Here is a 12,770-nt window from a genome sequence, read left to right as displayed (position 1 = left end):
CCGCTTGCGCTCCTAGGCTGGGGCGATGAGCGCCGACGCAGTCGCCCTGAGCCGCGCGAGCCTCCCGGAGCTGTCGGTCCCGGTCCCGACCTACGACCGCGACGCCCTCGCCGTCGGCATCGTCCACATCGGGGTCGGCGGCTTCCACCGCGCCCACCAGGCGATGTACCTCGACCGCCTCTTCACCGAGGGTCGCGACCACGAGTGGGCGCTGTGCGGGGTCGGCGTGCTGGAGGCCGACCGGGCCATGGGCGAGGTCATGCACCGCCAGGACGACCTCTACACGCTCGTGCTCAAGCACGCCGACGGCTCGCGCGAGCCCCGCGTCATCGGCTCCATGGTCGACTACCTCGTGGCACCCGACGACCCGGAGGCCGTCCTCGACCGCATGACCGACCCGGCCACCCGGATCGTCAGCCTCACCGTCACCGAGGGCGGCTACCACGTCAACACCGCCACGGGCGAGTTCGACGGCTCGGAGGCGAGCGTCGCGCACGACATCGCCCGCGACGCCGACACCCTGCCCCAGTCGGCCTTCGGCTACCTCGTCGAGGCGCTGCGCCGGCGCCGCCACGCGGGGACCGCGCCGTTCACCGTGATGAGCTGCGACAACATCGCCGGCAACGGCGACGTCGCCCACCGCATGATCACCGCCTTCGCCCGCCTGCGCGACGAGCAGGCCGCCGACGACCTCGCCGCCTGGATCGAGGCCGAGGTCCCGTTCCCGAACTCCATGGTCGACCGGATCACGCCGCGCACCACCGACGACGACCGCGAGGAGCTCGCGTCGCAGTTCGGGGTGCAGGACGGCTGGCCCGTGGTCTGCGAGCCGTTCACCCAGTGGGTGCTCGAGGACCGCTTCGTGTCCGGCCGCCCCGCCTTCGAGGAGGCCGGCGTGCAGGTGGTCGCCGACGTCGAGCCCTACGAGCTGATGAAGCTCCGCCTGCTCAACGCCTCCCACCAGGCGATCGCCTACCTCGGCTACCTCGCCGGGTTCCGGTACGCCCACGAGGTGTGCGCCGACGACGAGTTCGTGCGCTTCGTCCGCGGCTACATGGACGACGAGGCCACGCCGACCCTGCTCCCGGTCCCCGGGGTCGACCTCGACGAGTACAAGTCGACGCTGGTCTCCCGCTTCGCCAACCCCGAGATCCGCGACACCCTCGCCCGCCTCGCCGCGGAGTCCTCCGACCGGATCCCGCCGTGGCTGGTGCCCGTGATCCGGAAGAACCTCGACCAGGGCGGCCAGATCGAGCGCTCGGCGCTGATCGTCGCCGCGTGGGCCCGCTACGCGGAGGGGGTCGACGAGTCCGGCGAGCCGATCGACGTCGTCGACACCGGCCGCGCCGAGGAGCGCACCGCCGCCGCCCGCCGCTACCCCGACGAGCCCCTGGCCTTCCTCGAGGACCGCTCGCTCTTCGGCGACCTCGTCGACGACTCCCGCTTCACCGACGCCTACCGCCGCCACCTCGACCGCCTGCACACCGAGGGCGCCCGCGCGTCACTCCGCGCCGTCCTCGACGGGTAGTCGGTCCCGACGCCGCACCCGTTCCGTCCCGCACACGGCCGGCTCGGCACGACGACGAACCGTCGTCACCGTTGCGTCCCGCACACGGCCGGCTCGGCACGACGACGAACCGCCGTCGCCGTTGCGCCGCGCAACGCTGCCGCTGGCGTACCTCGACGCTTCTGACCGTGTGCGTCGCGCAACGCCGTAGCGCTGCCAGGCCTCGACCTCGCTGACCGTGTGCGCCGCGCACTGCCGTAGCGCTGCCGGGCCGACCTCGCTGACCGTGTGCGTGACGCAACGCTGCCGCCGGCGTACCTCGACCCGGCTGACCGTGTGCGTCGCGCAACGCGTCGGTCGGGAGGGTCAGCCGCCGACCCGCTCCCCCGAGGTCGCGTCGAACACGTGCAGGGCGTCCGGGTCGACCCGGACCGCGATCGTCTCGCCGTAGCGGACCTTCGTCCGGCCGGGTCCGCGGACGACGAGCGTGGTGTCGGGGTGCTCGGCCATGTGCGCGTAGAGGTAGGACTCGCTGCCCAGCTCCTCCACCACGTCGACGACCGCCTTGATCCCGCCGCCGTCCGACTCCAGGGACAGGTCCTCCGGGCGCACGCCGACGGTCAGGGTGTCCGACGACCCGGCCGCGTCGCGGATCGTGCGCGCCAGCGGGATCTCCGACCCGCCCAGGGACACCCCGTCGCCGGTGCGGCGCAGGTCCATGAGGTTCATCGCCGGCGAGCCGATGAACCCGGCGACGAAGGCGTTGTCGGGGTGGTCGTAGAGGTCGCTGGGCGTGGCGTACTGCTGGAGCCGGCCGTCGCGGAGCACCGCGACGCGGTCGCCCATCGTCATGGCCTCGACCTGGTCGTGGGTGACGTAGACGGTGGAGACGGCGAGCCGGTTCTGCAGCCCCGCGATCTGTGAGCGGGTCTGGACGCGCATCTTGGCGTCGAGGTTCGACAGCGGCTCGTCCATGAGGAAGACCTGGGGCTCGCGGACGATCGCCCGGCCCATCGCGACACGCTGGCGCTGGCCGCCGGAGAGGGCCTTGGGCTTGCGGTCGAGGTACTCGGTGAGCCCGAGGAGCTCGGCGGCGTCGTTCACGCGCTTGGCCTGCTCGGCCTTGTCCATGCCGCGCATCTTGAGCGGGAAGGCCATGTTGTCGCGCACCGTCTTCGACGGGTAGAGCGCGTAGCTCTGGAACACCATCGCGATGTCCCGGTCCTTCGACGGGACGTCCACGACGTTGCGCCCGTCGATCTTCACGCTGCCCGCGTCGATCGGCTCGAGGCCGGCGAGCATCCGCAGCGCGGTCGACTTCCCCGAGCCCGACGGCCCGACGAGCACCACCAGCTCGCCGTCGGCGACGGTCATGTCGAGCCGGTCGACGGCGGGCTTCGCCCCGGGCGTGTAGATCCGCGAGGCCTGCTCGAACACCACTTCGGCCATCAGAATCCCCTCACTTGACGGCGCCGAACGACAGACCCTGCACCAGCTTGTTCTGGGCCACCCACCCCGCGAGGATCACCGGCAGGGCCGCGAGGGTGGCCGCCGCGGAGAGCTGGGCGAAGTAGAGGCCCTGCGAGGTCACGAACTGCACCAGGAACGTGGGCATCGTGCCCGCGTTCGCCGACGTCAGGTTGACCGCGAAGAAGAACTCGTTCCACGAGAAGATCGTGCAGATCAGCGCGGTGGCGAAGATGCCGGGCGAGACGATCGGCAGCACCACCTCGCGCAGGGTCCGCCCCAGGCTGGCCCCGTCGATCGACGCGGCCTCCAGCAGCTCGGACGGCACCTCCAGGAAGAACGAGCGCATCATCCAGATCGCGATCGGGAGGTTCATCGCGGTGTAGAGCACGACGAGCGTCCAGATGTTGTCGAGCAGCCGCAGGTCGTTCACGACGACGTAGATCGGGACGATCGCGGCGACGACCGGGAGCATCTTCGTCGAGATGAAGAAGAACAGGACGTCCTGCGTCTTCTCCACGGGGCGCAGCGAGAGCGCGAACGCCGCGGGCGTGGCGAGCAGCAGGACGAGGACGGTCGAGATGACCGTCGCCCCGAGCGAGTTCGCGAAGTACGGCCCGATGCCCGCGTCGAAGACGGTCCGGAACTGCTCGAGCGTCGGCGTGAACGCCAGGGTCGGCGGGTCGGTCTGGGCGTCCTGCTCGGTCTTGAACGCCGTCAGCACCATCCACAGCACCGGGAAGAAGAACCCGATGGCGACGATCCACGTGACGACGGTCAGCAGGACCGGACCGGTGCGCGACGCGCTCCGGGGCTCCTGGGGCTCGGGTCCCGACGACGAGGTGGTCGGCCGGGCCTCGGTGCTCGTGGCCATCAGTTCTCCTCCGCCGCGCCGAAGCTCGTGAAGACCAGGCGCAGCGCGAAGGTGGCGACGATGATCGTCATGACCACGACGACGACGCCCATGGCCGCCGACTGGCCGATGTCGAAGCCGAGGAACGCCCGCTGGTAGATGTAGTACGGCAGGTTCGCCGACGCCGTGCCGGGCCCGCCCTGCGTGATCATGTAGACGGCGTCGAAGGTGTTCACCAGGTAGATCGCGCCCAGGACGGTGCCCAGCTCGATGAAGCGCCGCAGGTGCGGCAGCGTCAGCTCCCGGAAGATCGCCCACGCGCCCGCGCCGTCCATGCGGGCGGCCTCGATCTGGTCCGACGGCATCGACTGCAGGCCGGCGAGCAGCAGCAGCATCATGAACGGCGTCCACTGCCAGATGAGCGCGACCATCACCGACACGAGCGGGTAGCTCGAGGTCCACGCGACGTCGCCCACCCCGAACGGAGAGAGCAGGAAGTTCACGAGGCCGTAGGTCGGGTCGAGCAGCGTCGTCTTCCACAGCAGGGCCGCCGCGACGGGCGTGATGAGGAAGGGCGTCACCAGCAGGGTGCGCACCACGCCCCGCCCGACGAAGTGGCGGTTGAGCAGGAGCGCCAGCACCATCCCGAGCACGACGGCGACGAGCACCGACCCGACCGTCATGACCACGGTGTTGAGCGCGACCCCGCGGAACTGCGAGTCGGCGAAGACGCTGACGTAGTTCTCGAACCACACGAACTGCTGCGACCCCGGCCGCACCAGGTTCCACGACTGCAACGAGTAGAAGATCGTCAGCAGGAACGGGATCTGCGTGATGATGATCGTGAAGACGAGCGCCGGGAGCAGGGGCGCGCGGCGCACCCAGCCCTCGCTCCTCGTCGACCGGGGACCGGGCGTCCGCGGGGCGGGGGGCGGCCCGGCCTCGGCGGGCGGCCTCTCGAGAGTGCTGGTCATGACTGCCCCAGCTCTCCTACCGGCGTGCTCCCCTGAATGCGTCGTGAATTCATGGCTGGTAGCTCTCCCCCACCGTCGTCGCGTACTCCTGCGACTGCTCCAGCGCCTCGGCCGGCGTGATCTGCCCGGCGATGGCGGCGCTCATCTGTTGGCTCACCCGCGTGCCGAGGTCCTGGAACTCGGGGATCCGGAGGAACTGCACGCCCTCGTAGGGCACCGGCTGCACGGTCGGCTGCTTCGGGTTGGCCCGCTGGATCGCGTCGCGGACCGTGTCGGCGAAGGCGCCGGCGGCCTGCTGGTACTGGGGCGAGTCGTAGGTGGAGTTCCGGGCGCCAGGGGGCGCGGACTCCCAGCCGAGCTGGGTGCCGACCCGCTGGACGTACGCCTTGTCCGTCATCCAGCTCATGAACTCCCACGCGGCGTCGACGCGCGGGGAGGTCTTGGGGATGGCGAGCGACCAGGAGTAGAGCCACCCGGAGCTCGGGGTGGCGACCACAGGCGCGGCGGCGAACCCGACCTGGTCGACGACCCGGGACTCCTCGGGGTCGATCACGGTCCCCGCCGCGGAGGTCGAGTCGTACCACATGGCCACGTTGCCCTGGCTGAACGCGGTGCCGCACTCGGAGAAGCCGGCCTGCGAGCCGCCGGCGATGCCGTGGGCCCGCGCCAGGTCGACGTAGAACTGCGCCGCCTGCTCGAACTGCGGGCTGGTCAGCTGGGCGTTCCACTGCGGGTCGTACCAGCGGCCGCCGAAGGTGTTCACCACCGTGTTGAACGGCGCCATCATCTCGCCCCAGCCGGGCTTGCCGCGCAGGCAGATGCCGGCGGTGTTCCCGCCGCGCGAGCGGTCGTCGAGCCGGGCGGCGGCGTCGGCGACCTGCTGCCAGGTCGGCTGCGCCGGCATCGTCAGGCCGGCCTGCGCGAAGAGGTCCTTGCGGTACATAAGGAACGACGACTCGGCGTAGAACGGCACCGAGTACATCCGCCCCTGGAACGACAGCGCGTCGCGCACCGTGGGCAGGAAGTCGCCGGGGTCGTAGCCCGGGGTGCGGTCCATGAGGGGCGTCAGGTCGGTCAGCCAGCCGTTCTGGGCCCACTGCGGGGTCTCGTAGTTCGAGATCATCACGGCGTCGAACTCGCCGCCGCCGGTGGCGACACTCGCGGTGATCTTCGCGCGGGCCTCGTTCTCCGAGAGCGAGACGAAGCGCAGGCGGATACCCGGGTGCTCCTGCTCGAACTGCGGGGACAGCGAGATCGCGTCCTCCATCTGCGGGTTCGAGACGATCGCGACGGTCACCGTCTCGACGCCCTCCTCGGCCCCCAGCGCGCCCGCGCCCGAGCAGCCCGCCACGAGCCCGAGAAGCGCCACGCCCAGCAATGCCGGCAGACCTCGTCGTCTCACGCCGCCTCCGCTCCGATCCACACGTGATGTGGGCCACGCCGGTATCACGTCGAGCGACCGTAGGACTCCCCCGCGTGCCGACGCAAACGCTTGACCATTCCGGTCGTCCTGTTCGCGCGGCGGGCACGTCCTCCCCCGATCGCGTCCGAGCGGGCATCATCAGCGCGGTCAGCAGGCGGGGTCGTGAGCGGAGGTCCGACGGGTGGTCACGATGGCCGACGTCGCGCGGCGGGCCGGGGTCTCCACGGCCACCGTCTCCCACGTCCTCAACAACACCCGGTCGGTCAGCGCCGACACCCGGGCCGCCGTCCTCGCCGCGGTCGAGGAGACCGCGTACACGCCGAACACGGTCGCCCGGTCGCTGGCCACCAGCCGCACGACCACCCTCGGGCTCGTCCTGTCGGCGATCTCGAACCCGTACTTCGGCGAGCTGCTCTCCTCCGCCGAGTCGGCCGCCGCGGCCGCCGGCTACACACTGCTGCTGGTCGACCCGCACGAGGACCCCGACTACGAGCGCACCGTCGTGGCCCGCCTGCACCACCACCGCGTCGACGGGGTGGTACTCGCGCCGTCGCCCGCGCCCGAGGCGGCGCTCGAGTACCTGGCCCGCCACGAGGTCCCCACCGTGCTGCTCGACCGCCTCATCAGCGACGGGATCGCGAGCTCGCTCGACCAGGTCGGCAGCGAGAACCGGGAGGCGACCGCGACGCTCACCCGCCACCTCGTCGGGCACGGGCACACCCGGATCGCGCTCGTGGCGGGGCTGAGCGGCCTGACGACGACCTCGGAGCGCTGCGCGGGGTTCCTGCAGGCGCTCGACGAGACCGGCGTGGTGCCGGACCCGGCGCTGCAGGTCTCCGGGGAGTCGGCCACCGAGCCCGCCCGGGCCGCGATGGCGGACCTGCTGGCGCTGCCCGAACCGCCCACGGCGGTCGTCGTCGGGAACAACAGCATGACGATCGGCGTGATCGCGGCCCTGCGCGACGCCGGCGCCCGCGTGCCCGAGGACGTGGCGGTGGTGGCCTTCGACGACTTCGCGTGGGCCGACCTGTTCGCGCCCCGGCTGACGGTGATGGCGCAGCCCTTCACCCGGATCGCCTCCGAGGCCGTCCGGCTGCTGCTGCGCCGGCGCGCCCAGCCCGACGCGTCGGTGGAGGTCCAGCAGCTGGCGCCGAGCTTCGTCGTCCGGGAGAGCTGCGGCTGCGTGCCCGGCGAGCCGCCGGTGGTGCCGTAGCCCGCGGGATGCTGACATGGGCGGATGCCCGCCTACGTCGCCGGAGTCGACTCGTCCACCCAGGCCACCAAGGTCGTCGTCGTCGATCCCGCCGACGGGTCGGTGGTGCGGGAGGCCCGGCAGGCCCATCCCGAGGGCACCGAGGTCGACCCGCGGCACTGGTGGACCGCGCTCTCCGCCGCGCTCGGCGAGGTCGGGACCGACGACGTCGCGGCGATCGCGGTGGCCGGGCAGCAGCACGGGATGGTGCTCTGCGACGGCCGCGGCGAGCCGATCCGCGACGCCCTGCTCTGGAACGACACGCGCTCGGCCGACGCGGCGCACGACCTCGTGTCCGAGCTGGGGGGCGCGGACGCCTGGGCCGACGCGGTCGGCACCGTGCCCGTCGCCAGCATCACCGCCTCGAAGCTGCGCTGGACCGCCCGCGAGGAGCCGGCGAACGCGGAGCGGGCGCGGTCGGTGATGCTCCCGCACGACTGGCTCACCTGGCGGCTGCGCGGCGGCGCCCGGGCCGGGGTCGAGGCGGTCACCGACCGGGGCGACGCGTCCGGCACCGGCTACTGGTCCCCGGCGCAGGAGCGCTACCGCCCCGACCTGCTCGAGCTCGCCTTCGGGCGGGAGCTCGACGTCCCGCGGGTCGCCTCGCCGGGTGAGGACGTCGGCCGGGGGCACGAGCACGGACCGGCGAAGGGCCTCGTCGTCGCGCCCGGCACCGGGGACAACATGGGTGCCGCCCTGGCCATCGGGAGCGCGCCCGGGGAGCTGATCGTCTCGATCGGGACCTCGGGCACGGTGTTCGCCTCCGCCGACGACCCGACCGCCGACCCGAGCGGGCTCGTCGCCGGGTTCGCCGACGCCCGCGGGCGCTACCTGCCGCTGGTCTGCACCCTCAACGCCGCGCGCGTGCTCGGGGTGGGCGCGACCCTGCTCGGCGTCGACCCCGACGGGTTCGACGACCTCGCCCTCGCCGCCGCACCCGGGGCGGGCGGCCTGGTGCTCGTGCCCTACCTCGAGGGCGAGCGGACCCCCGACCGGCCCGACGCCACCGGCACGATCGCCGGGCTGACCGGCGCCAACGGCACGCGGGAGAACCTCGCCCGGGCCGCCGTCGAGGGGATGCTCTGCGGCCTCGCGGCCGGGGTCGGGGCGCTGGCCGACGTGGGGGTGGCCGGCGAACGGATCCTGCTGATCGGCGGCGGCAGCCGGTCGCGGGCGGTCGCCGCGATCGCCCCGGCGGTGTTCGGGCTCGACGTCGAGGTGCTCGCGCCCGCCGAGTACGTCGCGCTCGGGGCGGCCCGGCAGGCGGCGTGGGCGCTGCACGGCGAGGAGCCGGCGTGGCGGGTGCCGCGGGAGTCGGTGATCGAGGCCACCGCCGCCGACCGCGAGGCCGCCCGCTCCCTGCGCGCCGCCTACGCCAGGGTGGCCGGGTGACCGATCTCCCCCTCGCCGAGGACGACCTCGACCAGCCCGGGATCATCGCGCCCGGTGCCATGCGCACCAGCGGCGAGGTGCCCGCCGACATCGTCCTGTGCTTCTTCCCGGAGGTGCTCGCCGCGCTCGCCCGGGAGCACCCCGAGGTGGCCGCGCTGCACTCGGAGAACGGCCGCTCCCCCGTCCTCGGGGTCACCCGGCCCGACGGGCGCACGGTCGGCGTCGCGCACCCCGGGGTCGGTGCCCCGATGGCGGCCGCGAGCCTGGAGGAGCTGATCGTGCTGGGCGGGCGCCGCTTCACCGCGGTCGGTGGCGCGGGCGTGCTGGTGGGCGACCTCGTGCTCGGCCACGCGGTCGTCGTCGACTCCGCCCTGCGCGACGAGGGCACGTCGTTCCACTACCTGCCGCCCGGCCGGGTGGTCGACGCCGATCCCGACGGGGTGTCGGCGCTGGTCGCGGACCTGCACGCGGCCGACGTGGCGCACACGGTCGGGCGGACGTGGACCACCGACGCCGTCTACCGGGAGACCCGCTCGCGCACCGACCGCCGCCGCGAGGAGGGCTGCGTGACCGTGGAGATGGAGGCGGCCGCGCTCATCGCCGTCGCCCGCTTCCGCGGGGTCGCCTTCTCCCAGGTCCTCTTCGCGGGCGACTCGCTCGCCGGCGAGACGTGGGACCACCGGCGCTGGACCACCGCCCACGACGCCCGGGCCGGCCTCGTCGACGTCCTCGTCAGCTCCCGGTGACCAGCGTCAGACCGAACTGGTTGAGGATCGGGCGCAGCGGCTGGAAGTAGCTGGTGCCCCCGCCGGCGCAGCTGCCGGAACCGCCCGACAGCAGGCCCTGGGCCTGCCGGGTCCCCGGGGCGAGGACCGACCCGCCGGAGTCGCCGGAGTCGGCGCAGGCGGTGGTCTGCGTCAGCCCCTGCACGACGACGCCGCTGCCGTAGTTGACCGTGACGTTCTTCGCCCGGACCACTCCGCAGTGGTAGCCCGACGTCGAGCCGGACCGGCAGACCTGCGTGCCGACCGGCGCCTCGGTGGCGCCGGTGACCGTCGGCCCACCCCGGACCTGACCGCTGCCGCGCCAGGCCGCGGTGTCGGTGACCTGGACGATCCCGTAGTCGGCGGTCGGCCAGGCGGTGCGGGCGACGGTGCCGATGGTCTGCCCGTTCGGTCCGGACCAGCTCGTGGTGCCCTGCGTGCAGTGGCCGGCGGTGAGCAGGTAGGTCGTCGTGCCGCGACGCACCGACCAGCCGTCGGAGCAGCGGAGCCCGGTGCGCGTGGTGGTGCCGCCGGAGGTCGTCGTGCTGGTCACCGTGGTGATCGCGCTGCCCCCGACCAGGGGTGCGGCCGCGGCCTGCCGGAGGGCCGAGCTCCGCTGCGCCCCGTCGCCCAACGGCCGGATCGGCGCCGACATCGGCTGCACCCGCACCGCGGCGGGGTTCTCGTCGGCCGCGAAGTCGGTCGCGTCCCTCGTGGCGGGGCCGACGACGGCGACGACGGTCTGGTTGGTGGCCGGGTCGACGTACCAGGCGGCGACGTTCGCGGGCACACGACCGCGGCGCTCGTCCAGGCGCCGCTTCGCCGCCTGGCCCGCGCCCGGCTCGACCGGCGTGGGCCGGTTCGTCGAGCCCGGACCGGGCGGCAGGGGCGGCGGGGTCGGGGAGGGCTGCGCGAGGGCCGGCACGGCGAGGACGAGGACGGCGGCCAGGGCGAGCGCCAGCACGGCGCCGGCACGACGGGCGGGGTCGGTCAGGGGCACGAGAATCCTCCGGTCAGCACGGACGGTGAGCTGTCGTGTCCCGGGGGTATCGCAGTGGCGGACGCAGACGTTAACCCGTTCGGCCTAATCGCCAAGCCGGGATGGTGCTCAGCTGCCGGTGACCAACGTCAGGCCGAAGCGCTCCAGGAGCGGCGCCAGGGGTTCGAAGTAGCTCTCCCCGCCGCTCGTGCAGTCGCCGGAGCCGCCCGAGAGCGTGCCCTGCGCCTGCGCGGTGCCGGGGTCGACGAACGGGCCGCCGGAGTCGCCGGGCTCCGCGCACGCACTGGTCCGGACGAGGCCCGAGACGACGACGCCGCTGCCGTAGTTGACGGTGGCGTCGAGCCCCTGGATCTCGCCGCAGTGGTAGCCCGAGGTCGAGCCCGACCGGCAGACCGGCGCCCCGATCCCCGACGGGGTCGACCCGGTGACCGTCGGCCCGCCCGCCACCTGGCCGCTCGGTCGCCACGCCGAGGGGTCGCCGACCTGGATCAGGCCGTAGTCCTCGGTGGGATAGCGGCTGCGGGTGACGGTGCCGAGGGGTCGACGGTCGGGCCCGTCCCAGGTCATCGCGTCCTCGGTGCAGTGGCCGGCCGTGAGCACGGAGAGCGTGGTGGCGCTGCGCACCGACCAGCCCACCGAGCAGCGCACGGACTCGGCGGTGATCGCGGTGCCCCCGACGAGGGTCGTCGGCGCCTGGGGCGGGGCGACCACCTGCAGCGGGCGGACCGGGGCCGACATCGGCCGGAGCCGGACGGCGGCCGGGTTCTCGTCGGCCGCGAACTCGGTGGCCTCGGGGGTGACCGGCCCGACGACCGCCACGACCGTCTGCCGCGTCGCCGGGTCGACGTACCAGGCCGTCACGGTCGCCGGCACCCGGTCGCTGCGGGCGTCGAGCCGCTCCTTCGCGTCCTGCCCCTCGCGCGGGGTGACCTCGATCGACCCGGTAGGTCCAGCCGGGCGCGGGGGGCGGCGGGGCGGGGTCGGCGAGGGCCGGGGCGGCCGTTCCGACGAGGGCGGCGAGCACGAGCAGGACCGCGCCGACGAGGCGGGCAGGGGTGTTCTCGACGGGCACGCGGGTCCTTCGGGTGGTGTGTCGCAGATAGGCCACACGGACCAGTTGGTGACGCTGTCGAGACTAAGGTCGGGGCGGGCCGTCGGCGTGCGGTCGCACCCGTCCGTGGTGCGGCGCCGCCCCTTCGCCCCGTCGCACGACCGGGACGCCCGCCTCGACGTGCGATTCGTGTGAGCCGGTCGGAAATTGCGAACGCGCCCGCGGGAATGGGCCGGGAAATAGTTCCGACGACGCCCCCGTGGGGACCGGCCGGACCTCGGCTACGGTGACTCCGTGGCCGATCGGTGGGACCCGCGCCCGGGCGACGACGCGGGACGACGGCCCGGTCCCGCCCGGTGGTCGAGCGGGTCCTTCTCCCGCGGTGCCCGCCGGTCCGGTGGCGCCGTGGCGGAGCGGCCCCCGGCGGAGCCCGCGCGGCCCCGTCAGTCGGGACGCTTCGCGGTGGGCCCGGGGTACCCGTGGCCCCTGCTCTCGGCCGTCGCGCTGGTCGTCGTCGTGCTGCTCGCGTGGTTCCTGCAGCACCGCGCGGGCCTGCTCGGACTGCTGTTCCCGGTCGGCTACCTCGTCGTGTGCGTGCTCGCGGTGTGCGCGGCGCGGCCCGACGGCCTCGTCGTGCCGGCCCTGCAGCCCCCGGTCCTCGCGTTCCTCGCCCTGGTGGTCGCCACGATCCTCGCCGGCGACGCCTCGAGCACCACGATGTTCGCGCTCGGCGTCTTCGCGCCCCTCGCACAATTGTTCTGGTGGATGCTCGTCGCGCTCGTCGCGTGCGTTCTCCTCGGATTCCTGCGGCACCGCGACGCGAATCCCGGATTCTCGCTCCGGACCGCGCTGCGCGGCGGAGGGAATGCGTGATGGCCGATCCCGAGAAGCCCGACCGCCCCGGGCAGTTCCGCATGCCGCGCCGTCGGGCCACCCGTCCCGACGGTGGCGCCCCGCGTCCCGCCCCGGAGCGAGGTCGCCCGGCCGGACCTCCCCCGGCCTCCCCGCCCCCGGCCGGCCCGCCACCGGCCTCCCCGCCCCCGGCCGGCCCGCCACCGGCCGGCCGCCCCCCGGTCCCGCCGTCGCC

Annotated in this window: 12 protein-coding genes; 6 read left to right on the top strand and 6 right to left on the bottom strand. The window is 73.8% G+C overall.

Translation table 11 applies throughout. From position 1 onward, the window contains the following. Window positions 1-25 precede the first annotated feature (25 nt). Complete coding sequence (locus tag ACFPBZ_RS12445; protein ID WP_378036371.1) at window positions 26-1,528, top strand: mannitol dehydrogenase family protein; 1,503 nt, start codon at window positions 26-28, stop codon at window positions 1,526-1,528. Window positions 1,529-1,873: 345 nt separating this feature from the next. Here the strand turns inward: ACFPBZ_RS12445 and ACFPBZ_RS12440 are convergent, their stop codons facing one another. Genes ACFPBZ_RS12440 through ACFPBZ_RS12425 form a run of 4 tightly spaced genes read right to left on the bottom strand, consistent with a single transcriptional unit; the run spans window position 1,874 to window position 6,224 of the window. Then, window positions 1,874-2,956, bottom strand: a complete 1,083-nt coding sequence (locus tag ACFPBZ_RS12440) for an ABC transporter ATP-binding protein (RefSeq protein WP_378036370.1) — start codon at window positions 2,954-2,956, stop codon at window positions 1,874-1,876. A gap of 10 nt (window positions 2,957-2,966) precedes the next feature. Continuing rightward, entirely contained in the window at window positions 2,967-3,848 is an 882-nt protein-coding gene (locus ACFPBZ_RS12435; RefSeq protein ID WP_378036369.1) for a carbohydrate ABC transporter permease, read from the bottom strand. Beyond that, complete coding sequence (locus tag ACFPBZ_RS12430) at window positions 3,848-4,801, bottom strand: carbohydrate ABC transporter permease (RefSeq protein ID WP_378036368.1); 954 nt, start codon at window positions 4,799-4,801, stop codon at window positions 3,848-3,850. The genes ACFPBZ_RS12435 and ACFPBZ_RS12430 overlap by 1 nt, the downstream gene beginning before the upstream one ends. A 49-nt stretch (window positions 4,802-4,850) precedes the next feature. Next, the gene (locus tag ACFPBZ_RS12425; RefSeq protein ID WP_378036367.1) at window positions 4,851-6,224 is read right to left on the bottom strand and encodes an ABC transporter substrate-binding protein; all 1,374 of its coding nucleotides are present in this window, start codon (window positions 6,222-6,224) and stop codon (window positions 4,851-4,853) included. A 190-nt stretch (window positions 6,225-6,414) separates the two neighbouring features. On the opposite strand from ACFPBZ_RS12425, the gene ACFPBZ_RS12420 reads away from it, so the two are divergent. Genes ACFPBZ_RS12420 through ACFPBZ_RS12410 form a run of 3 tightly spaced genes read left to right on the top strand, consistent with a single transcriptional unit; the run spans window position 6,415 to window position 9,614 of the window. Next, window positions 6,415-7,437, top strand: coding sequence for a LacI family DNA-binding transcriptional regulator (locus ACFPBZ_RS12420; RefSeq protein WP_378036366.1), 1,023 nt, complete (start codon window positions 6,415-6,417; stop codon window positions 7,435-7,437). A gap of 24 nt (window positions 7,438-7,461) precedes the next feature. Further along, window positions 7,462-8,868, top strand: coding sequence for a xylulokinase (xylB, locus tag ACFPBZ_RS12415; protein WP_378036365.1), 1,407 nt, complete (start codon window positions 7,462-7,464; stop codon window positions 8,866-8,868). Beyond that, a complete protein-coding gene (locus tag ACFPBZ_RS12410) occupies window positions 8,865-9,614 on the top strand; it encodes a nucleoside phosphorylase (protein ID WP_378036364.1) in 750 nt (249 codons plus the stop codon). The genes xylB and ACFPBZ_RS12410 overlap by 4 nt, the downstream gene beginning before the upstream one ends. Here the strand turns inward: ACFPBZ_RS12410 and ACFPBZ_RS12405 are convergent. Then, window positions 9,601-10,632 (bottom strand): S1 family peptidase, encoded by a 1,032-nt coding sequence (locus ACFPBZ_RS12405; protein WP_378036363.1) that lies wholly within the window; start codon window positions 10,630-10,632, stop codon window positions 9,601-9,603. The two genes, ACFPBZ_RS12410 and ACFPBZ_RS12405, sit on opposite strands and share 14 nt — an antisense overlap. Window positions 10,633-10,740: 108 nt before the next feature. Next, window positions 10,741-11,742, bottom strand: a complete 1,002-nt coding sequence (locus ACFPBZ_RS12400; RefSeq protein WP_378036362.1) for a S1 family peptidase — start codon at window positions 11,740-11,742, stop codon at window positions 10,741-10,743. Window positions 11,743-11,977: 235 nt separating this feature from the next. Between ACFPBZ_RS12400 and ACFPBZ_RS12395 the strand changes: the two genes are divergently transcribed. Together ACFPBZ_RS12395 and ACFPBZ_RS12390 are read left to right on the top strand one after the other, a co-directional pair. Next, window positions 11,978-12,556, top strand: a complete 579-nt coding sequence (locus tag ACFPBZ_RS12395; protein WP_378036361.1) for a DUF6542 domain-containing protein — start codon at window positions 11,978-11,980, stop codon at window positions 12,554-12,556. Continuing rightward, window positions 12,556-12,770, top strand: a 215-nt coding sequence (locus tag ACFPBZ_RS12390) for a hypothetical protein (RefSeq protein WP_378036360.1), incomplete at its 3' end; no start/stop codon positions are given. The genes ACFPBZ_RS12395 and ACFPBZ_RS12390, both read left to right, overlap by 1 nt.

Origin of the sequence: Actinomycetospora atypica, from assembly GCF_042653685.1 — a bacterium.
Lineage (GTDB): Bacteria > Actinomycetota > Actinomycetes > Mycobacteriales > Pseudonocardiaceae > Actinomycetospora > Actinomycetospora atypica.
Note: the sequence above shows the minus strand (reverse complement) of the source record. Positions and strands in the feature narration are given on the sequence as shown.

Bases quoted from the DNA above. Each gene is read 5' to 3' on its own strand.
- ACFPBZ_RS12445 (WP_378036371.1), top strand. From the start codon at position 26: ATGAGCGCCGACGCAGTCGCCCTGAGCCGCGCGAGCCTCCCGGAGCTG.
- ACFPBZ_RS12440 (WP_378036370.1), bottom strand. From the start codon at position 2,956: ATGGCCGAAGTGGTGTTCGAGCAGGCCTCGCGGATCTACACGCCCGGG.
- ACFPBZ_RS12435 (WP_378036369.1), bottom strand. From the start codon at position 3,848: ATGGCCACGAGCACCGAGGCCCGGCCGACCACCTCGTCGTCGGGACCC.
- ACFPBZ_RS12430 (WP_378036368.1), bottom strand. From the start codon at position 4,801: ATGACCAGCACTCTCGAGAGGCCGCCCGCCGAGGCCGGGCCGCCCCCC.
- ACFPBZ_RS12420 (WP_378036366.1), top strand. From the start codon at position 6,415: ATGGCCGACGTCGCGCGGCGGGCCGGGGTCTCCACGGCCACCGTCTCC.
- xylB (WP_378036365.1), top strand. From the start codon at position 7,462: ATGCCCGCCTACGTCGCCGGAGTCGACTCGTCCACCCAGGCCACCAAG.